This is a genomic window from Candidatus Poribacteria bacterium (assembly GCA_021295755.1).
Taxonomy (GTDB): domain Bacteria; phylum Poribacteria; class WGA-4E; order WGA-4E; family PCPOR2b; genus PCPOR2b.
Map to the genome: position 1 here is coordinate 1 of JAGWBT010000045.1, position 25,232 is coordinate 25,232.

General features: G+C 48.9%; 21 protein-coding genes. 11 read left to right on the plus strand and 10 right to left on the minus strand.

Features of this window, described 5'->3' with window-relative positions; all coding sequences use genetic code 11:
- The first annotated feature begins 179 nt into the window (after positions 1–179).
- The 8 genes from purH (at position 180) to J4G02_08460 (ending at position 7,046) form a co-directional block, all read left to right on the plus strand.
- Positions 180–1,745: a bifunctional phosphoribosylaminoimidazolecarboxamide formyltransferase/IMP cyclohydrolase gene (purH, locus tag J4G02_08425; protein ID MCE2394595.1), complete on the plus strand. Its 1,566-nt coding sequence runs from the start codon at positions 180–182 to the stop codon at positions 1,743–1,745.
- A 52-nt stretch (positions 1,746–1,797) separates the two neighbouring features.
- Complete coding sequence (locus J4G02_08430) at positions 1,798–2,571, plus strand: aldo/keto reductase (protein MCE2394596.1); 774 nt, start codon at positions 1,798–1,800, stop codon at positions 2,569–2,571.
- A 62-nt stretch (positions 2,572–2,633) separates the two neighbouring features.
- Positions 2,634–3,350 (plus strand): phytanoyl-CoA dioxygenase family protein, encoded by a 717-nt coding sequence (locus J4G02_08435; GenBank protein ID MCE2394597.1) that lies wholly within the window; start codon positions 2,634–2,636, stop codon positions 3,348–3,350.
- A complete protein-coding gene (locus tag J4G02_08440) occupies positions 3,350–4,246 on the plus strand; it encodes an amidohydrolase family protein (protein MCE2394598.1) in 897 nt (298 codons plus the stop codon). Before J4G02_08435 ends, J4G02_08440 begins: the two co-directional genes overlap by 1 nt.
- Before the next feature lie 136 nt (positions 4,247–4,382).
- Positions 4,383–5,807: a DNA polymerase III subunit delta gene (gene holA, locus J4G02_08445; protein ID MCE2394599.1), complete on the plus strand. Its 1,425-nt coding sequence runs from the start codon at positions 4,383–4,385 to the stop codon at positions 5,805–5,807.
- A 244-nt stretch (positions 5,808–6,051) separates the two neighbouring features.
- Positions 6,052–6,279, plus strand: coding sequence for a hypothetical protein (locus tag J4G02_08450; GenBank protein MCE2394600.1), 228 nt, complete (start codon positions 6,052–6,054; stop codon positions 6,277–6,279).
- Positions 6,280–6,336: 57 nt separating this feature from the next.
- Positions 6,337–6,576 carry a hypothetical protein gene (locus J4G02_08455; GenBank protein MCE2394601.1) on the plus strand — a complete coding sequence of 80 codons (240 nt, stop codon included), beginning with the start codon at positions 6,337–6,339 and terminating at the stop codon, positions 6,574–6,576.
- 302 nt (positions 6,577–6,878) lie between these two features.
- On the plus strand, positions 6,879–7,046 hold the full coding sequence (locus tag J4G02_08460) for a cold-shock protein (GenBank protein MCE2394602.1): 168 nt from the start codon (positions 6,879–6,881) through the stop codon (positions 7,044–7,046).
- Between the two features lie 116 nt (positions 7,047–7,162).
- On the opposite strand, the gene J4G02_08465 is transcribed toward J4G02_08460, so the two are convergent.
- The 6 genes from J4G02_08465 to rimI all read right to left on the minus strand — a co-directional run bounded on the left by J4G02_08465 (position 7,163) and on the right by rimI (position 14,685).
- Complete coding sequence (locus J4G02_08465) at positions 7,163–8,275, minus strand: quinolinate synthase NadA (GenBank protein MCE2394603.1); 1,113 nt, start codon at positions 8,273–8,275, stop codon at positions 7,163–7,165.
- Between the two features lie 241 nt (positions 8,276–8,516).
- Positions 8,517–11,042 (minus strand): hypothetical protein, encoded by a 2,526-nt coding sequence (locus tag J4G02_08470; protein MCE2394604.1) that lies wholly within the window; start codon positions 11,040–11,042, stop codon positions 8,517–8,519.
- 90 nt (positions 11,043–11,132) lie between these two features.
- A complete protein-coding gene (locus tag J4G02_08475; protein ID MCE2394605.1) occupies positions 11,133–12,182 on the minus strand; it encodes a Gfo/Idh/MocA family oxidoreductase in 1,050 nt (349 codons plus the stop codon).
- Positions 12,183–12,343: 161 nt separating this feature from the next.
- Complete coding sequence (locus tag J4G02_08480; protein ID MCE2394606.1) at positions 12,344–13,180, minus strand: LamG domain-containing protein; 837 nt, start codon at positions 13,178–13,180, stop codon at positions 12,344–12,346.
- Between the two features lie 17 nt (positions 13,181–13,197).
- On the minus strand, positions 13,198–14,097 hold the full coding sequence (locus J4G02_08485; protein ID MCE2394607.1) for an SAM-dependent chlorinase/fluorinase: 900 nt from the start codon (positions 14,095–14,097) through the stop codon (positions 13,198–13,200).
- A 48-nt stretch (positions 14,098–14,145) separates the two neighbouring features.
- Entirely contained in the window at positions 14,146–14,685 is a 540-nt protein-coding gene (gene rimI / locus J4G02_08490) for a ribosomal protein S18-alanine N-acetyltransferase (protein ID MCE2394608.1), read from the minus strand.
- Between the two features lie 129 nt (positions 14,686–14,814).
- Here rimI and J4G02_08495 point away from each other — a divergent pair, with 129 nt between their 5' ends.
- Positions 14,815–15,912, plus strand: a complete 1,098-nt coding sequence (locus tag J4G02_08495) for a Gfo/Idh/MocA family oxidoreductase (GenBank protein MCE2394609.1) — start codon at positions 14,815–14,817, stop codon at positions 15,910–15,912.
- Positions 15,913–15,919: 7 nt separating this feature from the next.
- Here the strand turns inward: J4G02_08495 and J4G02_08500 are convergent, their stop codons facing one another.
- Entirely contained in the window at positions 15,920–16,930 is a 1,011-nt protein-coding gene (locus tag J4G02_08500) for an HlyC/CorC family transporter (protein MCE2394610.1), read from the minus strand.
- A 214-nt stretch (positions 16,931–17,144) separates the two neighbouring features.
- On the opposite strand from J4G02_08500, the gene J4G02_08505 reads away from it, so the two are divergent.
- The gene (locus tag J4G02_08505; GenBank protein MCE2394611.1) at positions 17,145–18,809 is read left to right on the plus strand and encodes a CocE/NonD family hydrolase; all 1,665 of its coding nucleotides are present in this window, start codon (positions 17,145–17,147) and stop codon (positions 18,807–18,809) included.
- 183 nt (positions 18,810–18,992) lie between these two features.
- On the opposite strand, the gene J4G02_08510 is transcribed toward J4G02_08505, so the two are convergent.
- From J4G02_08510 to glpK, 3 genes are read right to left on the minus strand one after another with little or no spacing between them, the layout of a single operon-like run.
- Positions 18,993–20,375, minus strand: coding sequence for a sigma-54-dependent Fis family transcriptional regulator (locus J4G02_08510; protein ID MCE2394612.1), 1,383 nt, complete (start codon positions 20,373–20,375; stop codon positions 18,993–18,995).
- A 13-nt stretch (positions 20,376–20,388) separates the two neighbouring features.
- Positions 20,389–21,972, minus strand: coding sequence for a hypothetical protein (locus J4G02_08515; protein MCE2394613.1), 1,584 nt, complete (start codon positions 21,970–21,972; stop codon positions 20,389–20,391).
- A 1-nt stretch (position 21,973) separates the two neighbouring features.
- On the minus strand, positions 21,974–23,464 hold the full coding sequence (gene glpK / locus J4G02_08520) for a glycerol kinase GlpK (GenBank protein MCE2394614.1): 1,491 nt from the start codon (positions 23,462–23,464) through the stop codon (positions 21,974–21,976).
- Between the two features lie 198 nt (positions 23,465–23,662).
- Between glpK and J4G02_08525 the strand changes: the two genes are divergently transcribed.
- Entirely contained in the window at positions 23,663–24,805 is a 1,143-nt protein-coding gene (locus J4G02_08525) for a mandelate racemase/muconate lactonizing enzyme family protein (protein ID MCE2394615.1), read from the plus strand.
- Positions 24,806–25,232: the final 427 nt, after the last annotated feature.

Consider the following 25,232-nt stretch of genomic DNA (forward strand, 5'->3'; position numbering starts at 1 on the left):
CCTTGTTGATAGCGCAATTCTAATTCTTAAAGGAACGGGGGAGAATCCCAATCCTTTAGGTTTGGGAGTATGTCAAGGGTTCATCCATAGACTTCTGAGTACATGACCCCGTAAATTCTTGAATGATGTAGAAACGACCTCCGCACCAATTTGCACCAAAGGTTAAAAAGGAAGGGTGCATGAAAAAGATACAACGCGCATTAATCAGTACGTACGATAAAACCGGCCTTATAAATCTTGCCAAAACCCTTGTTCAACACGGTGTAGAAATTCTTTCCACAGGCGGCACCGCAAATACGCTCCGCGAATCGGGGATTGAAATTCGCGAGGTGTCTGATTACACTGGTTTCCCGGAAATGCTTGATGGGCGGGTAAAAACGCTTCACCCCAAAATCCACGGCGGCTTGTTAGCGATTAGGGATAACCCCGACCACGTGGTTCAAGCGTCGAACCAAGGGATTGAATTCATTGATCTTGTCGTTTCCAATCTCTATCCATTTGAGGAAACGATCGCTGAGGAAGGGGTCGAACTCGCCGAAGCCATTGAAAACATCGACATCGGTGGACCGTCAATGATTCGGGCAGCTGCCAAAAACTATCCCGATGTTGCTATCCTCGCGGATCCACAACAGTATCCTAACGTTATTGCGGAACTAGACGCAAACAACGGTTGTCTTTCAGGGGAAACCCGGTTTCGGTTAGCTAAAGCGGCGTTTGCACACACTGCCCATTACGACACAGCGATTTCGCGTTATCTCGGCAATCTAGATGCCCCCAATGCGGACTTTCCTGACCTGCTCGACCTCCGGTACGAGAGCGCCCAAAGTCTCCGGTACGGTGAGAATCCCCATCAGCGCGCGGCGTTCTATCGTACCCACGCTTCGCCGGAACCGTGTGCAGCGTGGGCAAATCAACTGAGTGGCCAACCGCTTTCGTTCAATAACATCCTTGATCTGGAGGCGGCTATTGAAATCGTCAAGGACTTCTCCGAACCGGCCTGCGTGATTATCAAGCATAATAACCCGTGTGGATTAGCCACGGCTGGCAGTTTGGAGGAGGCATTCACCGACGCCCTTGATTGCGATCGAACCTCTGCTTTTGGTTCCGTCATCGGTTTGAACCAAGCCGTCTCCTTGAAAGTGGCAAACACTATCCGTGAGGCAGCAAACGCAGGAATCAAAGTCGATGCCGTTATCGCTCCAAGTTACACCTCGAAAGCGCTGCGCGCGCTCTCCCGCGTGAAGCGCCGACCTATTCTCGAAACAGGTGAACTTCGGCAGGATGCCGAGATTAAGCAAATTCGGAACGTTATGGGTGGAGTTCTTGTCCAAGATCGCGATCTCCATGAAATCACACCTGATGACCTGAAGGTTGTCACGCAGCGTCAACCAACAGATGAGGAAATTGAATCACTCCTGTTTGCGTGGCAGGCGTGCAAGCACGTCAAATCAAACTGTGTACTACTCGCCCAAGGTTCAAAGACGGTCGGAATTGGTGCTGGTCAGATGAGTCGCGTTGATTCATGCATTATCGCAGCACGTAAGGCAGGTGATCGGGCGAAAGCATCCGTCCTCGCCTCTGATGCCTACTTCCCATTCCCGGACGGGGTAGAAATCGCCGGGGAAGCAGGTGTGCGGGCAATTATTCAACCCGGCGGTTCGGTGGGCGATCAGCCTGTGATTGAGACAGCAGATCGATACGGTATGGCGATGGTCTTCACCGGCGTCCGGCATTTTCGGCACTAAGAGGATACCGCTATAATGATAGAGATAACCCCAACACTGCGAGGGAAACCAGATGGAAACAATTCGACTTGTATCGGGTCATGAAATTCCTGTTTTGGGACTTGGGACATGGAACTTGCGGGACGAACAGTGCAAAACCGTTGTCAAGATAGCCCTTGAACTCGGTTATAACCACATTGACACCGCTTGGATGTACGCCAATCAAAAGGAAATTGGGGATGCGCTGCGGGAAATTGGTGCAGCTAGGGAGAATCTTTATATTACCTCTAAGATTTGGCACACCCACCTAAAGTATGATCAGGTGCACTCCCAATTTGATGAATGCTTAACAGATCTACAAACCGATTATGTAGATCTGTTGCTAGTCCACCATCCCGGCGATGGAACTGTACCGATGGAAGAAACCTTGTCCGCATTCAACGAGATACACGACGCAGGCAAGGCAAAAAGTATCGGCATCAGCAACTTTAGTATCGAACAGGTAGATCAGGCAAGGGCAATCTCCCAGGCACCCATCACGACCAATCAGGTGGAATATCACGCCCATAGTCAACACGAGAATCTCTTGCAACACTGTCATGCACTTCAGATTCCCTTGACCGCCCATCGCCCACTAGCAGTCGGCAAAATCGTTGACGATCCAGTTTTGGGAGGCATTGGTGCCACACACGGAAAAACAGCGGCACAGATCGCCTTGCGATGGCTGCTTCAGAAGGGTTTAATCGTGATTCCCAAATCGGGCTCTGACCCCCATCTGAGAGAAAATCTTGACCTGTTTGATTGGGAACTAACACCTGAAGAAATGGAAAAGATCAACAACCTTTGAGACGGCGGAAACATAAGGACTTCTCGCCACCGTGATATTGATTCAAGAGTAGGAGGAACTCTATGATCAGACCCACCGAAGCCCAAACGACACAATGGGAAGAAAAAGGTTACCTTGTCTTCGAAGATGCAATTCAGGACGATCAGTTGAAGCGGCTCCAAACCGTCTTCGATTATTGGGCGGAAAAGTGCAAGCCTGCATGGTTAGACCGTATAGAGGCAGGCGAGGCAGCTGCGTCGTTTTACGACATCCCAGACCCCTTTGACAAAGATGCAATCTTTGTAGATATGATTGATCATCCCAGCTATTACGGCAGTTTGATGGCATTTACGGACGACGATTTGATTCTGTTGGGACCGCAGGTCCGCACCGTTCCGCCGGGCCCCGTCTGTTACACCGGTTGGCATCCCGATGTGCCACAGAGTAATCCGCTGCATATCAAGGTCCAAGTTTACGTGAACGATGTCGAACCCGAATCCGGCGAATTTGCGTTTGTGCCGGGGAGCCACAAACCCGACGCAGGACCGTACTCCAAAGCGCAGCGGCTAGAAGCAATGCCCGGTCATAAGCGGTTTTCGGGAAAAGCAGGCACTGCGATTATGTTCAACTCGTACGGCTGGCACACCGCCATGGATAACCACACAGACACGCCACGAAAATCGCTCATCCTCATTTACGAAAAACGGACGCCGGGGCGCGTAGATTCAAAGCGGTTTGTCTCCATTGCTCACCTTTGCACGACGCGGGAACGGCGGAAACTGTTCGGTTTGGAGGAGTGATGACGCGCATAGATTCCCATCTCCACGTTTTCGCCAAAGTTTCTCCTGAATTTCCCAGAGAACCAACTCCGGTCTGCCCGGCGGATCGGGAAGAAACCGCCGAAAAACTACTGGATGAAATGGAAGCAAACGGCATTGACCAAGCAATGCTCGTGCAGACCGGTGGCACTGAGATTAAACACCACGCCTACCTACTGCACTGTTTGAGGACGTATCCTGATCGCTTCCTCGGTATTGGATTAGTGCCGCCACGCCTTACCGAACCGGAAGACCACATGGATAGACTGACAGATGGCACCGGGATTATCGGTTTTCGGCTATCTTCGATTGGAGGCCCGAGAGATCCGTTTGCTCGAATCAACATCAGGGAAATCAAAACCTATCGTATCTGGAAACATGCCGCGGAGAACGATTATGTTCTCTGGTTGTATCCTCGCGCGGTTGATGCACACCTGCTCCAGTATCTGATTGATGCCTTTCCCCAAGTCCGGGTTGTCCTGAACCATCTGGGAATTTGTCCCGGCGAAGGGAAATTCTCTTGGGACGCGAAAGGGCGACCACGAATTGAAACAGTCGAATATAATCCGGCTTTTCACACAACCCACCGGCTTGCCTGTTTTGAAAATGTAATGATGCATATATCAGGTCAATACGCCTTCAGCAATGAAGCATATCCCTATCTAGACCTTGCCCGGTGGCACCAGCGAATACTCGATCTTTTCGGTGCAAAGCGGCTGATGTGGGCAACCGATTTTCCGTGGATCTTGGAAGATCCCGGATACGACCAACTCACCGGCATCCTCAACAAACTGTTACCGGATCTACGCGACGACGAATACGATGACATCATGGGTGAGAATGCGAAACGGTTTCTAAGATTTCCCAACCGTGCGTGATAGCCCATTAGGTTGTGGAATCTTCTAACCCTCCGCGCTGTGACCGGACTTTATAGCAGCTACTGAACCGTGCCTCCTGACGGGGCACCACCATCCCTCTATGATTGCTCTTACAGAGCATCAGGTTCACCTATCCATGAGACAACAAGCGCAAGCCTCGACATCAAACATAATCAAGGAAATGCAAGCCGGCAAGGTTCGTCCTGTTTATCTGCTATGCGGCGAAGAACAGTATCTGGTAGAGAGCACCCTCAAGCAGATGCTTGAAAATCTTTTGTCACCTGAAACCCGTGATTTTAATCTGACTCACCTTGATGGCGCGGAGGTCTCTGTCCGCGAGATTCTCAGTACGGTGGAAGTCTATCCAGTGATGGCAGATTGGCGGGTTGTTGTTGTGAGCGAAGCCACGGTGTTTAAGAGACAGCAGGGGCCATCATCGCCAGAGATCATAGAAACCGCCGCTGAAGCCGCCGAAGAAGGAAATCCACGGAAAGCAATCGCACTGATGGTCAAGGTTTTGGGCGTTTCAGCGCAAGACATTGCTGACGAAAGTAGCGACTTCAGGGAAACCATCAGCGATCTCATCGAGGCGAACGAAGAAGGTTTGAGTCCTGAAGACCTCGAATTTCTCCACAACTTATCCCAAATTACCGCTCAAATTGAGGATTTGCAACACATATCAGGCACAGCTGATGATACTGAAATCCTGATCCAGTGGCTAGATGGGGAGCTACCCAAAACGAGTGTTTTAATATTTACGGTCAAAGGAAACGTCGATGGACGGAGTCGGCTTGTCAAATTGATTGGTCGTGTTGGTCGACATGCCTCGTTTGCCTCGCTAGAGCCCGCAAGATCGGGTCAGCAAGATCGGGTCTACCAAGGTGTTGCCAGAAAACTTGAAACATTCGGGAAGAAGATTTCGCCCAACGCGTTTAGCCTCCTTCAGAAGCGGACAGGAAACGACATGCACTTGATTGCTGAAGCGATCGAAAAGATAATTGCTTTTGTCGGGGACAAGACACGGGTTGACGAGCGGGATATCGAAACCATCATAGCGCAGAGCAGTTTCGAGAACATCTTCGCACTTACCGATGCACTTGGGAAAAGATCCGTCTCGCAAGCGTTGTCTAGTCTCCACAGCGTTCTAGAAAGTGGCGAGCCACCGATCAAAGTCAATGCCCTCATTGCGCGGCAAATTCGACTCACACTCCAGGCGAAACTGCTTGCCGAGAGGGGTGACCTAAAACCGATGGTGGATAGGATGAATTACCAAAGTTTCGCAGATAATGTTTTCAAGCCACTTGCCAATAAGATGTCCAATTACCTGCCTAATGTAGCGCAAGTCAATCTCCTCAAGCAGAATCCTTACGCTGCTTATAAAGTTATCCAAGCAATTCCCTTCTTTAGCACGGAAGAATTAATCCACGGATTGGAACAAACATTAGAAGCGGATGTACAGCTCAAGAGCAGTCAATTAGATCCGGAGTGCATCTTAGAACAGCTAGTCTATGAGCTTTGTACAAAGCCAAATACTAGGCGGCTGGCAAGAAACAGAATATGAGATGGGTGGTATGCCCCTCGTAGCCAGCGAGCAGTCCGCCCTGCAGAGCAGGACGACCACAACCAGTTGGGGATCTTGCCTTGAACCGTCCACATATTCGCCCCGACTCGCCCTAAGTTTACACTAGCCACTTCAAGAGTGGCAAAAACCTTATATCTCACTAGCAAGGAAATTGATGAACCCAAATGACGATTAGATTGTATCACTCTAGCCTTTTAACATTGAAAATGGAGGCATAAATATAATGGAAGTAGTTTTCTTTGTAGGTCTATTTATTGTTGTTATTGTAGCTATTCAAACTATCGGTGACATAGTAAAAAGGAAGTACCAATTTGAAAACAGAACCGATGTTAGTCAGGAAGCACTCGCAAACATCCAAGCCGATCTGAACGCGCTGCAGAAGAGCGTTGATGAAATGAAGGAATATCTCACAGATCTTTACATTCAACAGCACGACGAAAAATTAAAATAGGGTACTAAACAACGCTATATAAAGAATACGTTTTTTGAATAACGTGGAGGGCTGAACATGATAGAAATTGTTGCAATTATCGCATTTACTAGCGTTATAATCGTAATCCTCACTTATATTAAGGATTCACTTGATCGCAGACGTAGAGCCAAAACCAAAGGGGCGGGAAAAGAAGCTGCGCAGATGCAAGCAGATATTGGTGAACTCCAGGTGGAGTGCCGCAAACTCCGGAAAAGAGTTGCTGAACTACAGGAACAGATCGCCGAACTCTACATTCAACAACACGACAAACGTTGAATTGGCGAGCAGTCGGAGTAACTGAGATTTCAACTATAGAGAAAAATTCATAGCGTCCGATTAGATTTTGCTAGCAGTTGAAGATAGTCTGACCACCATCTTTAATTCTTGCATTTTCACTAGGAAGTAAGTATAATATAAGGGCAACTGTACAATGGATTCAAGAAAGCTCTACAAGTTGTGTGAAGGGCAAAACTGAGGCTTCTTCCCCGGATTTGCTGTCATTTTGTACCTCTATGCTTCTTTCAGCTTCATGAGACGTTTGCAGTTAAATATTCCGAAGCGAAAGGAGGTGCGCAAAGATGGCAACAGGCCGTGTGAAATGGTTTAGCAACCAAAAAGGCTACGGATTCATCACTACTGATTCAGGGGAAGATGTGTTTATACATTATTCCGCTATCGAAGGCGTTGGCTTCAAATCTCTCGATGAGGGACAAGAAGTTGAGTTTATCAAGCGGAAAACGTTGTGATACTTGAAGGTTAGCAGATCGAAATCGACTATATATTTGGCCACAAAGATAAAAAAAGGCTCCCAGGTTTATGGGAGCCTTTTTTTTGTTGAGTTCAATTTCAGGTATTTTATGTTTCACGCGCTTAGCTCTAGCATCCGCTCAATGGGCGTTCTTGCTCGTTCGATGACCTCCGGCATAAGTGTCACTTCGTGCGGACTCAAATCGTCACCTTTATCAAGCGCCTGTAGGACATTAAGCACCTTATCAAGGGTGATCTTCGCCATGTGAGAACACCGTACAGAACAGGCGGTCGAAAATTGTACGGTCGGGAATTCCTGCGCCAAATTGGAGGTCAACTCGCACTCCGAAGCAACAAAGGCGCGTTCCAACCGATTTTCCTCTACCCTCTTAGCAATGTCCTGTCCTATCTGGCTGGTACTGCCGTAAAAATCGGCTTCCTGAAGCACTTCAGGGCGACATTCCCAGTGTGCATAAAGTATTCTGGTGGAATGACCTTTGGGGATGTCAAATGAATTACGTATTGCTAAGAGATCTGAAAGCAGGAATTTTTCATGCACCTCACATACGGCTCCTCTTTCTTGGTTCCCTTTACCGGGGTAGAAGACTGTTTTCGTTCCCTTCAGTTCCTCCTCTAAATTCTCCGCGAAATAAATGTCAGGAACAAAAAGAATCTCATTGCCCGGCATTTCTCGGGCGATTTGGGCGGCATTTGCGGACGTACAACAGATGTCCGACTCCGCCTTTGCATCGGCGTAGCTATTGATGTAAATCATGACAGGAACCCCTGGATAGAGTGCCTTTAGCTTCCTGACCTCTTTAGCCCCAAAATTATCCGCCAAGGAGCAGCCCGCTGTCTTATCTGCAGCGAGAACCGTTTTTGAAGGATTGAGGATTTTCGCAGTTTCCGCCATGAACGGCACACCGTTAAAGAGGATGTACGGTGCGTTGGTTTTTGCAGCGTACATGCTCAACCCAAGTGAATCACCTTGCTCACTCTTTGTCGACAAACCAAATACGAGAGGCTCCATGTAATTATGGCCGAGTATCACTACATTGTGCTTTTCCTTCAGTCTCAATATTTGATACACTGTTTCTGCGTGCGCTTCAATGTCGATAGGTGTTAAGCTGGGATGGTTCCGCTTATAAAGCTCTTTCTTCACACTTTCAACACTGAGCGCTGATTTATCGATATGATTGTGTTGGGATACTGTTGGTTGGGAATTCATTTCTTCTCACCCCTGAATCTATCGGCGTTTCTTTCGCCTCGAATTTCTGATTTGAGCTTCTTAATTCTGAAGCGCCTCTGAGCATATAGCCGAGGTAGTAATTTTTGTTGTTTGTTGGATTGCCCTAGAGTTTACAACGATTAGAGATCTTTGTCAAGTATGATTACGACGAATCGTTAAAATTTATTGTCACAGTAGATCGATCTGACCGAAAGGCTATTGACTACGAATGAACGAATCATTATGCGGAGGTGTCATCCAAAATTGAGACAATCCCTCGACTGCCGTCGACTCGCAGGCGTTGACCGGATTGGATGCGTTGTGTCGCACCAGCGATATTGACCACCGCCGGAATGCCGTATTCCCGTGCAACGATAGCACCATGGGACAGCATTCCCCCATACTCCATCACCAATGCAGCGGCGTGAAGAAAAAGCGGTGTCCAACCCGGATCTGTTGAAGGACAGACCAAGATATAATTTTCACCAGCAATCTGTGCATTGGCTGCGTCGCGGAGAACATATGCCTCGCCGGTAGCAACGCCAACCGACACCCCAACTCCTTGGATATCATCCTTTGCTTCAATCGCTTGTGGCTCACCGATCCGGTTAAGGATATCGCTGTAGATGACATCAGGCAGTTCAATCTTTAATAGTCGTGATCGGGTTGTTTTGCGTTCCGCAATCATTGATTGGAGGTCTTCTCCTTCGATGAGTCGATTTAACTCATCAGGCACAAGATAGAAAACACCACCGTCAAGTTGATAGCGGCGATCGAGTTCCAGCAAGGCGTTTCGGATTAATTCGTAGCCGAGCATGAGATAGAACTTCGCAGTCTCCCGGAAGGGCATGTACCGCTGTACGAGGTTAAGCGCTTTGTTGATCCGTTTCCGAAACGCAGCGGCTTTGTTCACCGGTAACCGTGCCAATCTCCTTTTTGCTTTTTCCCGATTCGACCTTTGGGCTTGAACATGCTTCGTGGGATTGGCATCGGGATTAGCGCGAAACGATGTGATAATCTGTTCGATGTAGGAAGGGTCCTCACGCCAGCGGGGCTGTGCCAACTCAAATTCGCCGACCGATCGATGTCCGTGTTTTTCCAAGAAATCTTCCAGTGTGAGTTCGCCCTGTGCGACCTCCCACATTTTCAGATTGGCGTCAACGGTTAGATCACCTTCCAACCCTGTGATTAACAGTCTAGCGAGATCTTTTGCCTCCTCTTCACTAAAACACTTTTGCAGGTCGATTTCCAACTGCTGATACGAGAAACTCGCAAACACCGTCGCCTGAAGCGCGTCTTTCGCGAATTCGTTGAGTGTTTTCTCACGCCATTCGTGGAATTTTTCAATTATCTCTTGATCTGACAGCTCCTCAAGTGAAACTTGTCTTTGAGTCTGAACATACTGTTCAAACGCTGGGAAGGTTTTCTCGGAGAGATTCGTATCAAGATTTTCACGAATTTTGCTATGCTTGAACTCAGCCGTAATTGCCTTAACGATGTAGTAAGGGAACTTGACCCAGAACAGAGCGTTACTGCGCTTGATGTTCGGGGTCGGCTGTGGGTAGATTGCCTTGTTTGGATCACGCTTGAGTTGCTGAAAATCGTGTTCAAACAGAAAGCCATGAAAGTTGAATTCTACTTCTCGACTCAAGTTGAAGTAGAGGCGTCCGCAGATTAGGTCCAGCACTCCCTCCTCATTGAACCTGCGGCTCGGAAGGAACCCCAACTCACGACAGGTCTGCCCAAATCCACCACGACCTGACATAAATTCCTGCATGATTGCCCATGTCATGGGGAGAGGCGTGGGTAGGACTTCGGCAAGATTGTATCGGCTCCACACCGTTCCACCCTCATCGGCTTTTTTCTGGAGGGCTTCAATTTCCTGACGGCGAAGCTGCTCAATCTCCGCTGCGTCTGTGAGCGTTGTTATGGGACGGGCCTGCAGTAAATAGAATTGGCCTCCAGCATGTGCCCATTCGACGTCTTGGGGTGCACCATAGAACGCGTCCACCTGCATACCCAGCTTGCCGAGTTCAGCAACCTGTCCACGTTGAAGGCTTGGAATCTCGCGCTGACCGATTGGGACTGCTTGTACTCCCTCGCGTGCGATCATCTTCCGCTTGGTTACTACAGTCTCGCGGATGAGATTTCCGGTTTCTCGTGAAATCATAAAATGATCGGGAGTCGTTTCTCCGGAAACAACGGACTCACCCAAGCCCCAGTTTGATTCGATGACGAGTTCATCACCTCCTGTCGGGTTGCGGGTAAACATAACGCCGGAAACCTCGGCGTCGACCATCGTCTGTACCACGACAGCCATCGCCAGCTGCACATCCGCGATTCCGTGTTCTCGGCGATAGGCAACTGCACGTTCCGACCATAGCGACGCCCAGCACGCTTTAATTTTATCCAAGAGGTCAGATGCCCTGGATACATTTAGGAATGTGTCCTGCTGTCCAGCAAAACTGGCATCGGGTAGATCCTCTGCGGTGGCAGACGAGCGCACCGCAACCGAATCTGCGCCTAATTGGTTATAAGCTGCTAAAATCTCCGATTGAAGTGACTCCGGGAGTGTGGCGGCTTGGACAGCTTCGCTATTCTGTGTATCAACCATATCAAGGGTAGTACGATAAGCATCAGTTGTAACACAGAAGCCGGGCGGCACAAGAAACCCCGCCGCCCTCAACTTGCCCAGATTCGACCCCTTTCCACCGACAAGCGGGAGATCTGAGTCATCAATTTCTGCAAAGTGTTTGATCCATGTCATAGGTGCGAAACATAACACATAAAGGGAAAACAAGAACCCCGGGCTTCGGTACACCGCTTGATTCTTGCTTCCTGCGAACGCTTACGACGTTTAATTCTGCTGCTCTGGAAATGGAGCGCGGATATCGTAACGTCCCTCTACAAATACAGGCAACATGCCGCCTTCCACCATCAAATCTAGTGGATTGGCGCGCGTGGTTAATGGAAACTCGACAACATCCTTAATCCGCAAAGATTCATAAATCGCCATCAGGATCCCCATCGTAGTGGCGGCATGTCTCCCTGCGTTACGATGTTCCTCAATCTCTCCGTCGAGCCATGCAATCATTTCCTCGTACTGGTTCGGTTCGTTCTGACGGGGCGTGATGGTCTGCCACCCTGCGACCTTGCTATTGAGCAACTCAATTGTGCCATCTGCGCCACGTCTGAGTTGGCCCTCGCTCCCATAAACAGCATCGCCACGCAGTCCAGGGTCGGGGAGATCGCTCTCATAAATTCCGCGAATGCCGCCTTCAAAGCAGATTTCGGCCATGCAAAGGTCTTCACAGCGTACCCGGCGTTCCCACTTATCTGTCCGACGCGAAACCTGCCCAATTAACCACAACGGTTCCGGATCACCGAGGATGTAACGCATCTCATCAATTTCGTGGGTGCCTCGATTGAGCAAACCATATCCATCGCGACGCAACATCGCCTGCGGTTCACCGATTGCGCCTTGCTGAATGAGCCGTCGCGCCTCACAGTTCTGGGGCATAAAACGCCGCTGATGTCCGACGACCAGCTTGGTGCCACTCTTTTCACAAGCGGCCATCATGTCCTGCGCTTCACCGTAAGATGCGCTCATCGGTTTTTCGCCGAGAATCCCTGACACCCCTGCTTCCGCAGCAATTAACGTGAGTTCGGCGCGAACGCTTTGCCATGTTGTAATACTTACAACATCCAAGGTCTCTTTTTCAAACATCTCACGGATATCAGTATAATGTGTTGATAGTGAAAATTCGTGCGCTAGTTGAGCGGCAGCGTCCGGATTCATATCCGCCGCGGTCACCACTTCAGCGCGACCAGTAGTTGGCCAAGCATTGGCATGAGACCTTCCCATCCCACCACAACCAATGATTCCAACTCGGTATGTTTTTGCCATAATTTTAATCTCCTTAATAATCCGGGGCAAGTTGCATTCAATGTTTCAAGTTTTAAGGATAAAGTCTCAAATGATATTGCCCATTATATCAAATTTCACGATGTTAATCAATCGGAAACCTGTTATCTATTATCGCCACATCATTTTAATCGCGGAGGGACCTACCAACCCTGTTTAATCCTCCCCCAAGTTGTAGCAAGTTTACCCGATGCGTCTACTGCAAATAGAATATTCCCTATCCCTGTCTTGAGTTGTATAATCTCAGCTTCATCCAAGGCAGTGTTGAATATGATCAATTCGTCGATCACACTTTCACTGAAAGAATCAAATCTCTCCGGGATCAGTGCACCAATATGTAGATTCCTCTTGGAATCCGGAAACAATGCTATTCTCTTTTCGCCATCCCGGAGCGCGATCTCCCGCAAGATGCCATCAATATAAATCTTAGGATCGTCCTCATTATGTTTGGCAACAGCGACATAATGATGCCATTGATCATCAGGGATACCTTCCACTCCGCGGAACCCACCTCTAAAAAAGAAAAAGAACATATTCTTGAGAATCTTGTGAAGTGCTATTCCATAATTCGCCTGTCCCTGCTGACCAAACCCCCAGTTTCCACCCTTTTCCATAATATAAAAAGGTGCTTCAGCAATATCGTTCGCATCCTGCCGGAGCGGTCTTTTTACCCATACAGAGATGGTGATGACATCATTGATCTGTAACTTTCTATGGTGCGGCACCTCCAGATATTTACCCTTCCCAAAGGCAAATGCCTTGCCGAATTTCCCTTCTACCAACTCCGGGTTTCCCACCAACTCCGCATGATGTAGGTTACCAGAGAGGTCTTTCGTCACATCTTTCTCGACCTCATCAAAAAGCCACATCGCAACGATATCTTCGGGCTGGATTCGAGCTTCGCTCACGTTCATCGAGATAAAACTCATAACCGTCAAAGTGACGAGGAGAATGCCTAATCTTGTTACGACACTGTTCATATTTATGCGCTCCTATCTTAGTCTGACTCCTTACGTACAATGCACTTCCCTGTAGCTTCCAGTTTTAACTGCTTGGCAAGATTTCCTTGGTTGATGGCAACCTCAAAAACCCCACCACTCCCAAACAACCCAACAAAAAAGCCGACCGGCGCATCCCCGTAAGCCTTGACATATTTGCAGCCGACAGTTCTATGGTGGCTAAACTCAACCTCAATAGTCTGCCCACCTTGTATACCCAGTTTTTCAAACAGGTCGGGACGTATATTCGTGATAACATTTCCATATTCGTCAATTACCTCGATCTGCCCAACAATTGTGTCATTAACTATCTTCGCAAATGAAATTGGCAGCTGGACATACTTCTCCAGGACGGGACCGACCTTTTCAAACGCAAACCCTTTGGCAAGATGCGCCGCAGCGGGGCCAAAAATATCTCGACCGTGAAACGTGCTTGATTGAACGTCCTGACGCATGACATCGCGGTTCGTGATTTCTCGCACCTCCGCGACACCCATTGAATCGCCAATCAGTGTTAAGAGCCCATTATCCGGCGCAATAAAACAGTTGCCATTCTTCGTTTTCATCGCGATCGGTTTGCGTTGGGTGCCAACCCCCGGATCGATAACACCAACGAAAACTGTCCCTATCGGAAATTCTGGCGCAGCTTTGGCGAGTGTATATGCCCCCTCCTTAATATCAAATTTCGAGACTCCGTGGGAAATCTCGTCAATTGTCGCCTGTGGGAAGATCTTATACATTGCCCCCTTCATCGCACCGACGTAAAAATCCTTAACACCGAAATCCGTTATCATGATGATTAAGCCGTTGGTCTGGTCTCCCATCGTAGGTGGCGTCAAGCTAACAACAATCAGAAACAATAATAGCAGCCGGACGCCGTAGTAAAAGCATTTTCTCATCGTATCGCAACTCCTTTCCATTAACAATTAAGCGATTTTCGAGGATCTTCAACAAGCCTTGGGCTCAGAATTTGTATAATCCGCATGGTCAATGCACAGATCAATTTTCCCAAGGTCAGACAGTTGAAAAACGTAGGCATCTTCACGATTGTCCATATAATATTTCTCCCGAACAGCAACAATCCGAAACCCAAATTGTCTGTAGAGATGCTGTGCCGGGTTATTGCTCACTCGCACCTCCAAAGAGACATGATTGCCCCCCAGTTTCCGGATATTTACAAGCGATTCTGCAAGCAGATATTTACCAACACCTTGATTTCGATAATTGGGAGAGACAGCGAAGTTGGCAATATGCGCATCGTCTTCTACGACCCAGAAATTAATAAACGCAATCGGATTTTGATCGTGGCGGCTGACCAGAAAGTAAACATGATGGCTTCCCGGTCTCAGTCCATCACGAAACGAGGCTTCCTCCCACGGACAGGAAAACGAACTTCGTTCAATCTCCATTACTGCCGGCAGATCGCTTTCCTGCATGCAATCAACCCGAATCTCTGGGAACGGCAGCTTTACTTTAATGCGTTTCAAACTGTACTTCTCCTCTTTTTCACAGAGGCTTGCTCGCTTGCTCCGTATCTGCCTCCACTTTTTCCGTCCTTGATTCGACCTTCGAGCATCTGCTATAATATCTAAAGTTCAATTTAAGGAGATGAACGAATGTCTGATTTTAAACCCGTCAAGACAGTCATTGTTGGCTGCGGTATGATTGCGAGCAAAGGTTATCAGCCACGCTGCCAAGCTTATCCACACAAGATTGAACTTGTCGGCTATTACGACCAAGATGTTTCTCGTGCGGAAGCACTCGCCCAAAATGGCGGGGGAAAAGTGTATAAGTCCTTCGACGATGTTCTTAATGATTCCAACGTTGAAGCAATTATTAATCTGACCATTCATACGGGACATTACCCGGTGTCATTGGCAGGGCTCGCAGCAGGAAAGCACGTTTATTCAGAAAAACCCGTTGCCCTACGCATCGAGGAAGCAGATCAGTTAGTCGAAACGGCAGACGCCACGGGAGTTAAGTTTGCATGTGCGCCGGTGGCGATGCTCGGTCATGTCCAGCAGAACGTCTGGGAACGCATCCGCGACGGGGAGATCGGCGAGGTTGTTTCCGCCATTGGAAATTTTGGCGGACCGGTCGAGTATTGGCATCCGACCGCCGATGCATTTATGAAGAAAGGCGTGGGGCCTTTCAAGGATGTTGCCCCCTATCCGCTGACTGCCATGACGACGATGATTGGTCCCGTCAAACGGGTCTACGGTTTGGCTCGGATTACCGTTCCCGAACGGATGTTACACGCAGGACCACGCGCAGGAACGCACTATCAAGTCACTGAGAAAGACCACGGCTTCGGGCTACTTGAATTTGAGAGTGGTGCGTACGGGCTACTCTACCACAGTTGGACAGCTAGATCGGAAATCCCACCTTACGAGATTCATGGCACAAAAGGAGTCTTCTCGATCCAGGCACATGACGACGGACGTGGAATTCGCAAACGCACACTTGGGGGCGATTGGGAAATTGAGGCGTCCCCGGAAGGAGCGTACGAGGGTTTAGACTGGGGCAAGGGGCCCTCCGACTTTGCGGACGCAATTCGGAATGATCGACCCGTGCGATGTTCAGGAAAACACGCTCGGCATGTACTGGAAATCTGCGAACGCGTTTTTGAATCCGCCGACAAGGGGATGCCGGTTGATGTTGTGAGTCGGTTCCCCGCACCTATTCCTGTGGGACAGTCTCCACCGTGGACTTGAGATGCTGCTAATTGCTCTGTTTTCGAGCAAACTCTTGCAGATCAACAACTGTATCGGTTTCGTCTACGAGTGGACCTGTGAGGACTTCCAACACATCTTCAAGCGTTACGACTCCTGATACACCTCCATATTCATCAACAACAACGGCTAAATGTTGGCGAGTTTGCTGAAATATTAACAAGAGCTGATCGGCACGTTTTCCTCCTAGTACAAACTGCACCGTATAAGCAAAATTTGAGATGGATTGATCCAGTTTCCCTTGGATGATCCCTGCCAGCAACTCGGTCTTCAAAGCGACTCCGGTGACCTCATCCGGTGTTTCTCCAATTATGATAATTCGACTGTGTGGCGAAGTCAGAATGTCCCCTTTTGCTTCAGCGAGTGTTAAGTCGCCCTTTAGGTATGTCATTACCACTCTTGGCGTCATTAGATCGGCAGCTGTCATATCATTCAAATTGAATATTTTTCGGATCATTTCAAATTCATCATCCTCAATCGTGCCCGCCTCTTGTCCCATTTTTGCCAGTAGCTGTATCTCCGCCTCATCGGTTGTGAACCTGTTACCACCTGCCGTTAAAGGGTTTGTAACTTTCTCGATGCACCATATCAAGGGAGTTAAAATTCGGGTCAATCCAGCGACGGGCCTAGCAATAACTAGCGCAATCTGGTCTGAATATCGTTCACCCAACGTTTTAGGAATAATTTCCGAGAAGAGTATCACTAAGAAGGTGAGCATCCCTGAAACTAAACCTAACCATTGACTCCCCAAAACGGCAGTAGCCAAATAACCCACGACAATCGTTCCAACAATGTTAGCAATATTGTTGAGGATAACAATGGTTGCGATCGGGCGATTCATCTGCTCGCGGATGGAAAGTAGGGCTAGCGCGTTGGGGCGTTTTGATTGCGCCAATCGTCGAACTTTAACTAGCCGGACCGAAAACAAGGCTGCCTCAGATCCGGAACAGATGGCAGAAGAAAGCAAGACAATTCCAATAGTTATCAGCAGCATCAACATTGGATTTTCCTTTTATTTAACCGTTCGGGGTGCCCTTTTTGTTTGGATTAATTTATCGGTTCATTGTAGCATTTACCATTCACAGTGTCAATCCCGAAATGAATTGAACAGAAATTTACGAAGCCGCTGAGGAGTCCTCCTCATTTGTATATTGCCATCCATTGAAAGTGAACACCACACCTATATTGAAAAGTAAAAGTTAGGAAAAATACTAATGCAAACACTATTGTGCCGAAGAGTCCCTGCCAAAGACGGAGCAAATCTTGCTACAGATGTTTATCTCCCCGACGGTCCTGGACGGTTTCCCACTGTTATTGTTCGCACTCCCTACCATCGCGTCGGTCTTCAAGGCACAGCATATCAGTTCACGCAGCGAGGTTATGCATTTGTCGCACAGGATTGCCGTGGCAAGTACGATTCCGACGGTGTTTTCGTACCACTAGTTGATGAGGCTCGTGACGGACAAATGACGTTAGATTGGACGGCAAATCAGCGATGGTGCAACGGCCGAATTGGGTTGTGGGGACGCAGCTATCTCGGAATTGTTCAAGTGCCGGCGGCAAGCGGTGGTCATGAGGCATTGCGCTGTATCGTCCCTTCTGTCGCACCCGGTTCATTCTTCCGTGATTGGATTCGTTACGATGGCTGCTTCGCACTCGGCAACGCCATTCGATGGTCTCTGACGCACGCTTCTTGTCGCAATCAACCACCAATGGCACACCTCTCATGGGACAAACTTAACCACCTGTCCAATCCTAAGGCGATCGCCGGTCAAGCCGGCTTTGAGACACCCGTTCTGTCGGATTGGGCAACTCACGATCATTATGACGACTATTGGAAATCAATCGATCAATGTTTGATACACCCGCGCATCAGGGTGCCGGGATTTCATGCTGGCGGGTGGTTCGACCATCTCACGCGGGGGCAGTTTGAGGCTTATCAAAACATCCGGGACAGTGGTGCGACAGAATTAGCACAAAGCGGGCAACGTCTTCTAATTGGACCGTGGGGGCATAGAAATATCGGAAACACCGGACCAGACCACTGTCGTTACGGCGACTGGGATTTCGGAACGGAAGCAGATATGTCGGTTCTTGCACATGAACTTCAGTTTCTTGATTTTCATCTAAGAGAAATAGACAACGGTTACACAAGCCAACTACCTGTGAAAGCGTTTCTGATGGGAGAAAACCGATGGCTTTCCTTGCAAGATTGGCCCCCACCAGAAACAACGAAGCAGTCGTGGCATCTCAAATCGGATGGCAGTGCAAACATGCGAACCGGTGACGGGGCACTGACACAAGAACCCCCGGCTAAGAGTGCTAGTGATAGTTACATCTACAATCCACGTGATCCGGTCCCGACACATGGAGGTCCCGTCTATTGGGGACTTGAACACCTCGGTCCTGTTGACCAACGTCCAATACTTGATCGGTCTGATCTACTCTTTTATCGAAGTCCCAAACTTGAATCGCCGTTGACCGTAGTCGGCGAGGTGACACTTGATCTCTGCATTTCCAGCGATGCTGTCGATACCGATTTTGTTGCTAAACTCTGTGTTGAAGAAGCCTCTGGTGCTGTGACCTGTCTGACGATTGGCTCACTGCGGTGTCGCTACCGTGAAAGTTGGGCGGATCCTCAACCACTCGCATCAGGCGATATTCCCCATATCCGCTTGCAGATGGGACAGATTGCCTATGTGTTTCCAGTTGGTTCGCGGATCTGTCTGCTTATCACTAGCAGCGACTTTCCCCGTATCCTCCCGCATCCGAACACTCTAGCACCACCATGGTCAAAGACCGAACCGGTTATTGCCCGTAACACGGTTCATCACGGCAAAGGACATCTGTCGCGTCTAAATCTGTCAGTGATTGAATAGTTGGAAGAAGTAATATGCATGTAGGAGCGATTGTTGGGTAAGAGGACGTTATCAGGTGAGCGATGTGGATTGGCGGGCAACCGTAGGGATCAGGGCTAGTTTAGGCTCATCATGCAGAAAGATGCCACTCAAGAGGCACCATTGAATTGTTCAGGTATCGGGTGATAGAGTCTCCCGCCGATTCTAACCCTTAAAATCTCTGCTACTAAACCCGTAGTTCTGCATCCGGTTCTGAAGCCTACGGCGGGAGATCCCCAGAAGTTCAGCGGCTTGGGTTTGGTTGCCTCCGGTCTGTGTCAAGGCAACCCGAATGTATTCCTTTACAATTTCTTCAAGGGCAACTCCCTCTTCCGGAATTTCTACGGGAAAATCCCCTGGAGGCAATGAGCTGTCCGAAATTTCGGGCGGAAGATCTTCAAGATCGATGCCCTCGTTTTCTGAGAGCACGAAAATTCTGTGCAGATAGTTTTCAAGTTGACGTACATTCCCGGGCCAATCGTAGCGCCGAAGTGCGGACATGGCTCTAGGTGTCATGCGTTTCGGTTCCGCACCGGGGTATTCCTGTCCAAACTTCTGGAGGAAGAAATCGACCAAAAGCCCTATGTCCTCGCCTCGCTCCCGGAGATCAGGCATATGGAGTGGGATGACGTTTAACCGGAAGAACAGGTCCTCACGGAAGCTTCCCTCATTGACAGCGGTTTGCAAATCTATATTGGTCGCAGCGAGAACACACACATCAACTTTAATCGGTTGCACTCCACCGACGCGCATAATCTCCCTTTCGTGCAAGACATGGAGCAGTTTACTCTGCGTATGCACAGACAGATCGCTGATTTCATCTAGAAAAACTGTCCCACCATTTGCCGCTTCAAACACGCCGTCTCTCTGTCGATGCGCATCGGTGAATGCTCCTTTTTCATGCCCGAAGAGCTCACTTTCAATCAGCGTTTCCGGCACAGCACCACAATTAATCTGGATGAACGGCTTGTCCTTACGTTTTCCGTATTCATGAATTGCTCTCGCAACGAGTCCCTTCCCTGTGCCCGTATTCCCCGTGATTAATACCTGATTGGCACCGCGATGTATGATTCGAGACATCGTTTTGAACAGTTGACGTATGGAATCGCTTTGACCAATGATTTCATCAAAATGAATCTCCTGCACATCGGTTTCGTCACTCGACGCCTCATCTGTTATGCCTTGTCGCATCTCAATAGCACGCCTAATCTCTTTCTTGAGGGTATCAATCTGGATCGGTTTTTCGAGGTAATAGAATGCTCCTTCACGTGCCACCAGGTCCACGGCGTCGTTCACCTCAGCATAAGCTGTGACAATCAGTACCGGCAGATCTGGATCTCTACTTTTGATTTCATGAAGCAATTCTCGTCCTGACATCTGAGCCATCCGCATATCGCTGACAACGACATCAAATAGGTTGTCCTCAATTTTTTCGAGGGCAGTAACGCCATTTTCGGCTGTCTCTATAGTGTAGCCTTCGCGCTTTAATATGGTCTGCAACACAGTCCGTTGACCTTGGTCATCATCGACAATCAGTATTGACGGCATACTATTCCTCCCTCTAGCTTACAGATTTATCGGCTGGGGCGTTAGCGAGGTTCTTAATAGGCAGGTAAATCTGAAATGCGGTTCCCATCCCGACTTGGCTTTTAAGTTCAATTCTGCCCTGATGCGCTGTAATAATCTGGTGCGCAATCGCAAGCCCAAGCCCCATTCCCCCTTCACTCTCCTTCGTGGTGAAATAGGCATCGAAAATCCGTTCTTGGATTTCCGGAGGAATGCCAACCCCCGTATCGCGGACCTCAATCTGGATGCCGTGACCGGTGAGTGTTTGAGCAGGCTGCGTTGTAATGTAAATTCTTCCGCCCTTGGGCATGGCTTGAATGCTATTCTGTATCAGGTTAAAAAACATCTGCCGAATCAACCCTTGATCTAGTTGCTGTTGTGGCAAATTTGTAGCGTAATTAGTGACAATCGTAATTTTGGCACTTTCGGTCATGAGCGTAAATTCTGCAATGACTTGGTCGATAAGCGCGTTGAGAGTTGTGGGTTTCAGATCGAGCGTTTTCGGACGATTCAAGGTCACAAACTGCTCAGAGATTCGCTGCAACTGTTGGATTTCAAAGTTCACAATATCGAGCAGGTTTCGAGCTTCTTCGATGTCGTTGGGTTTAATATTGTTCTGTGAAAAGAGGTCTCGCAGATGCTGGGCTGTCATCCCAATAGTATTCAGTGGGTTACGGATTTCATGGGCGACGCCTGCAGCAAACTGTTGAAGCGCAGCGATTCGCTTGGCATGCGTTCCCGTCAATTGCCTCAGCATCCGTGCAAGACTGTATGTCACGCGCCCAATTTCGTCGGAGGCGTAGGACTGCGGCAGCGATTCGGAGTCGCCTGCTTCCGCCTGTCTGATAATTTCCATCATACCTTGAAGAGGACGAAGAACCAAGCGAGTCGTCATCATATCAATGATAATGACCAACAGGACACTCACAACAATAATGGAAATCAGGAGCATGAAGCGGAGACGGTAAAGATGATTGGCGAGATCGGGTCCTGCAAAGAGTGCTTGAATAAACCCGTCGATCGGTTCTGTGTCAAATTCCTCTCCAACAAATTCAACCGAATAGGGAATGATAACTGCTGTCGCATCTCTGCCGTTAATTTGGGGTGTCCTATAGAGTTCAAAACCTTTCTTCCTTATTTCAAATACCCCTTCCTCGGTTAAATTTATATGGTCGTTTACCCCCTTATTTGGAATTAAACTAGCTTGGATTCTCGCATCAATGCCGATCGTCACATTTATGTCTAAAACATCCCGCATCTCGTTAGGCTTGTCCTTTTTTAATTGTCGGAGAGCATGTTCAAGTTTTTCTCTGTATAGTGTCTGCCTATCCTCGATCTTGTCTTCGACAAGCGGCTGAATCGTCTGCTCTGCAATTTCTTTGAATGCCATATTGTCTTCAACGAGCGGGCGAATAGTCTTCTCTGTAATTTCTTTGAAAATCGCGCCTCGTGTTATGCCCTTTTCGTAAAGGTCTCCAAGGTCATCTACAGCTTTAACATTGAGAAGCATGTAGAAGGCAGCAAGAAGAACCAAAACAGATAGATTAATAATGAGGGCGTACTTCCACTGTAAACGCATGTTAGCTCATAACCCTTCGGACAGCATTTTTCCAACCGTCCAGTTTTGCTTGTCGTTGATCGGCATCAATTTGCGGCGAAAAGACTTTCTCTATTTTCCGATGGGATTCCAAGTCGTGAATCCCATTCCACACACCGACGGTCAATCCCGCTAGATACCCCGCACCAAGCCCTGTCGTTTCGATTCGTGTCGGTCGTTCCACATCTATGCCCAATATATCCGCCTGAAACTGCATCAGGAAATTGTTCGCAACTGCGCCGCCGTCAACGCGGAGCCGATTAAGTTCAACTCCTGCATCGGTGTCCATCGCTGTGACGACCTCCGCCGTTTGAAGTGCGATTGATTCCAGCGTCGCCCGGACAATATGGGCGCGGGTTGCGCCCCGTGTCAAGCCAAGTATTGCGCCTTGCGCCTCTGCGTCCCAGTACGGTGCGCCGAGACCTGTGAAGGCGGGAACCACAAAGACGCCGCCCGAATCCGGAACGCTAGCGGCAATTGCTTCGGTCTCCGCAGCGGTGTCGATAAGATTCAAGGCATCCCGCAGCCACTGCACCGCTGCGCCTGCGATGAACACACTCCCTTCAAGCGCGTAAACCGGTGTTTGATCGAAACCGCAAGCCAATGTCGTCAGTAATCCGGACTTTGAGTGGACACGCTGCTCGCCTGTATTGAGCATCAGGAAGCAGCCGGTGCCGTAGGTGTTTTTCGCCATGCCGGCTTGGGTACATAGCTGCCCAAATAGGGCGGATTGTTGGTCTCCAGCAATCCCAGCGATTGGAATGCCGTCCGGCAACGGTCCAACATCTTTTGTTCTCCCGAAAATACTCCCGGAAACCCCCACGTTTGGTAAGACAGACCGTGGTACGCGCAGGATATCCAACAGTTCTTCATCCCACGCGAGCGTGTCAATATTGAACAGCATCGTTCGGGAGGCGTTCGTGTAGTCTGTTATGTGAACTTCGCCTCCTGTTAGATACCACAGCAACCACGTATCAATAGTTCCAAAAATGAGTTCACCGCGTTCAGCGCGCTCACGTGCGCCATCGACCCGATCTAGGATCCATGCAATCTTTGTCGCCGAAAAGTACGGATCAAGCACCAAACCTGTTTTCGCCCGTATTTTCTCTTCCAGTGACCGTTCCTTTAGATCCGCACAGATATCCGATGTGCGACGACATTGCCACACAATTGCGGGGTGAATCGGTTGTCCGGTTTTGCGTTCCCACACCACCGTCGTTTCCCGCTGGTTCGTGACTCCAATAGCTGCAATCTCGCCTGCTGCGCTCCCGTGTTCATCAATTAAGTCTGCGATGACTCGATGTGTTACTTCCCAGATTTCAATGGGATCATGCTCCACCCAGCCAGGACGGGGATAGTGCTGCGTAAATTCACGGTAGCCGTGTGCAACAATCTCCCCATGTGCGTCAATGAGTAGCACCGTCGAGCCAGTTGTGCCTTGATCAATCGAAAGAATATACGGGGGATGTGCCATTCTGTTTTCACCAAACGCAATAAAAATCCGTGTCATCTACAGAGCGTTTTCAATATAACACAGGCGTTGGGAGGCGTCAACAGGAAAAATTGATTGACAAAAAATCCTGTTAGGATTACAATGGAGACAAAGCTTATATGGTATTTCAGATAACGGCTGAACGCAACATCCTTATCGGAAAGAAAGGTCGGAATATTAATGAAGATTACGAATATCAAAACCTTTATGGCCCGCTTCGGCGGACGCTCAAGAGGACTGATTAAAGTTGAAACTGACGAAGGCATTCACGGCTGGGGCGAATCCTACTCCGTAGGACCGAACCTCGCTGCTGAACCCATTGCGGATTATATCTTTGAGATGATTAAGGGAGAAGATCCACGCCGCATCGAATACATCATGATGAAGATTCACCAGCAATTACGCTTCCCTGCTGGCGGTGTGGGTCTCGCAGTTACCTCCGCAATTGACCACGCTTTGTGGGACATCAGCGGTAAAGCAGCCAACCTTCCTGTCTATATGCTCCTTGGCGGGTCCGTCCGCGATCGCATCCGTGTCTATCAAGGAGTCGGAGGCCGTGATGGGCAGGAAGCCGGTGAAACAGCACATCGATTAAACGAAGAGGGGGGCTTTACAGCTTTCAAAACCAGCCCTTATCCGATCGAGCCGGATGCAAATCGTTGGGGACGAGTTTGTGCTGCCGCTGCTGACTATTTTGAGGGGATTCGCGACCATACACCGGACGATTGGGAGTTCGCGTTCGACCCACACGCTAAGATCTTTGAACCAATTCGTGCATTGCAGCTATCCAATGCGCTAGCACCTTATGACCCCTATTTCTACGAAGAACCGCTCAGACCCGAACACATCCCCGCATGGTCTCGCTTACGTTCTCAGATGCAAGTACCATTGGCAACCGGCGAATCTCTCTATGCACGTTTCGAATTTCTCAACCTGATGGCTGCACAAGGGGCAGACATCATTCAGCCGGACGTCTGCGTCTGCGGTGGATTGCTCGAAATGCGCAAAATCGCCGCTATTGCCGAAGCACATTATGTCTCCATTGCCCCCCACAATCCGATGGGACCTTTGGCGACCGCGGTGAACGTGCACTTTGCTGCAGCAACGCCCAATTTCAAGGTTCTCGAATACATCTCGCCGACAGGAACTGAATGGAATGAGTGGGTGGATGAACCCTATCTGCCCAAAGATGGGTATCTTGAATTGCGCGATCGGCCAGGTCTCGGTGTGGATATAAATGAAGACGTCATCGGCGATAACGAATATGTCCACTGGCAACGCACCTGCCCGATTCGTCCAGATGGGTCAACGGGATATATTTAGATGGGGACGTGATGCGTGAAACGTGAAACGTAAGACATGACTGCAAGTTTGGAAGATTATAATATAGTGTGTTAAGTTTCCACTTCGTAGCAGACCGTTCGCTTAACTTTTGCGTTTGTTCACCGATAATCTCCTTAGGACTGCTGTTTGAGGGGTTCGAGAATCTCCTCAAACAGCAGGTTATTCTCAAAGATCGCCAAGATTTCTTCCTCATCTACTCGCCAACCTGTCCTTTCCATACGTGATATTATGGTGAATTAGAAAAATAAGTGGACATTTACCAATAACTCCGACCTTAGTGAAGTTTGCAAAGTCCCCCTGATAACGGTTTCCCCCTTGATATGGCTGTGCATTGGGAGTGTCTAAGTAATTCTAAAATCTACCATAAATTGACAAATATCGTCATCTTATTTTTTCGATACTTCCC

Bases quoted from the DNA above. Each gene is read 5' to 3' on its own strand.
- glpK (MCE2394614.1), bottom strand. From the start codon at position 23,464: ATGGCACATCCCCCGTATATTCTTTCGATTGATCAAGGCACAACTGGC.
- J4G02_08500 (MCE2394610.1), bottom strand. From the start codon at position 16,930: ATGTTGATGCTGCTGATAACTATTGGAATTGTCTTGCTTTCTTCTGCC.
- J4G02_08510 (MCE2394612.1), bottom strand. From the start codon at position 20,375: ATGCCGTCAATACTGATTGTCGATGATGACCAAGGTCAACGGACTGTG.
- holA (MCE2394599.1), top strand. From the start codon at position 4,383: ATGAGACAACAAGCGCAAGCCTCGACATCAAACATAATCAAGGAAATG.
- purH (MCE2394595.1), top strand. From the start codon at position 180: ATGAAAAAGATACAACGCGCATTAATCAGTACGTACGATAAAACCGGC.
- J4G02_08480 (MCE2394606.1), bottom strand. From the start codon at position 13,180: ATGAACAGTGTCGTAACAAGATTAGGCATTCTCCTCGTCACTTTGACG.
- J4G02_08495 (MCE2394609.1), top strand. From the start codon at position 14,815: ATGTCTGATTTTAAACCCGTCAAGACAGTCATTGTTGGCTGCGGTATG.
- J4G02_08430 (MCE2394596.1), top strand. From the start codon at position 1,798: ATGGAAACAATTCGACTTGTATCGGGTCATGAAATTCCTGTTTTGGGA.
- J4G02_08460 (MCE2394602.1), top strand. From the start codon at position 6,879: ATGGCAACAGGCCGTGTGAAATGGTTTAGCAACCAAAAAGGCTACGGA.
- J4G02_08455 (MCE2394601.1), top strand. From the start codon at position 6,337: ATGATAGAAATTGTTGCAATTATCGCATTTACTAGCGTTATAATCGTA.
- J4G02_08475 (MCE2394605.1), bottom strand. From the start codon at position 12,182: ATGGCAAAAACATACCGAGTTGGAATCATTGGTTGTGGTGGGATGGGA.
- J4G02_08485 (MCE2394607.1), bottom strand. From the start codon at position 14,097: ATGAGAAAATGCTTTTACTACGGCGTCCGGCTGCTATTATTGTTTCTG.
- J4G02_08525 (MCE2394615.1), top strand. From the start codon at position 23,663: ATGAAGATTACGAATATCAAAACCTTTATGGCCCGCTTCGGCGGACGC.
- J4G02_08435 (MCE2394597.1), top strand. From the start codon at position 2,634: ATGATCAGACCCACCGAAGCCCAAACGACACAATGGGAAGAAAAAGGT.
- J4G02_08440 (MCE2394598.1), top strand. From the start codon at position 3,350: ATGACGCGCATAGATTCCCATCTCCACGTTTTCGCCAAAGTTTCTCCT.
- J4G02_08450 (MCE2394600.1), top strand. From the start codon at position 6,052: ATGGAAGTAGTTTTCTTTGTAGGTCTATTTATTGTTGTTATTGTAGCT.
- J4G02_08465 (MCE2394603.1), bottom strand. From the start codon at position 8,275: ATGAATTCCCAACCAACAGTATCCCAACACAATCATATCGATAAATCA.
- J4G02_08515 (MCE2394613.1), bottom strand. From the start codon at position 21,972: ATGCGTTTACAGTGGAAGTACGCCCTCATTATTAATCTATCTGTTTTG.
- J4G02_08470 (MCE2394604.1), bottom strand. From the start codon at position 11,042: ATGACATGGATCAAACACTTTGCAGAAATTGATGACTCAGATCTCCCG.
- J4G02_08505 (MCE2394611.1), top strand. From the start codon at position 17,145: ATGCAAACACTATTGTGCCGAAGAGTCCCTGCCAAAGACGGAGCAAAT.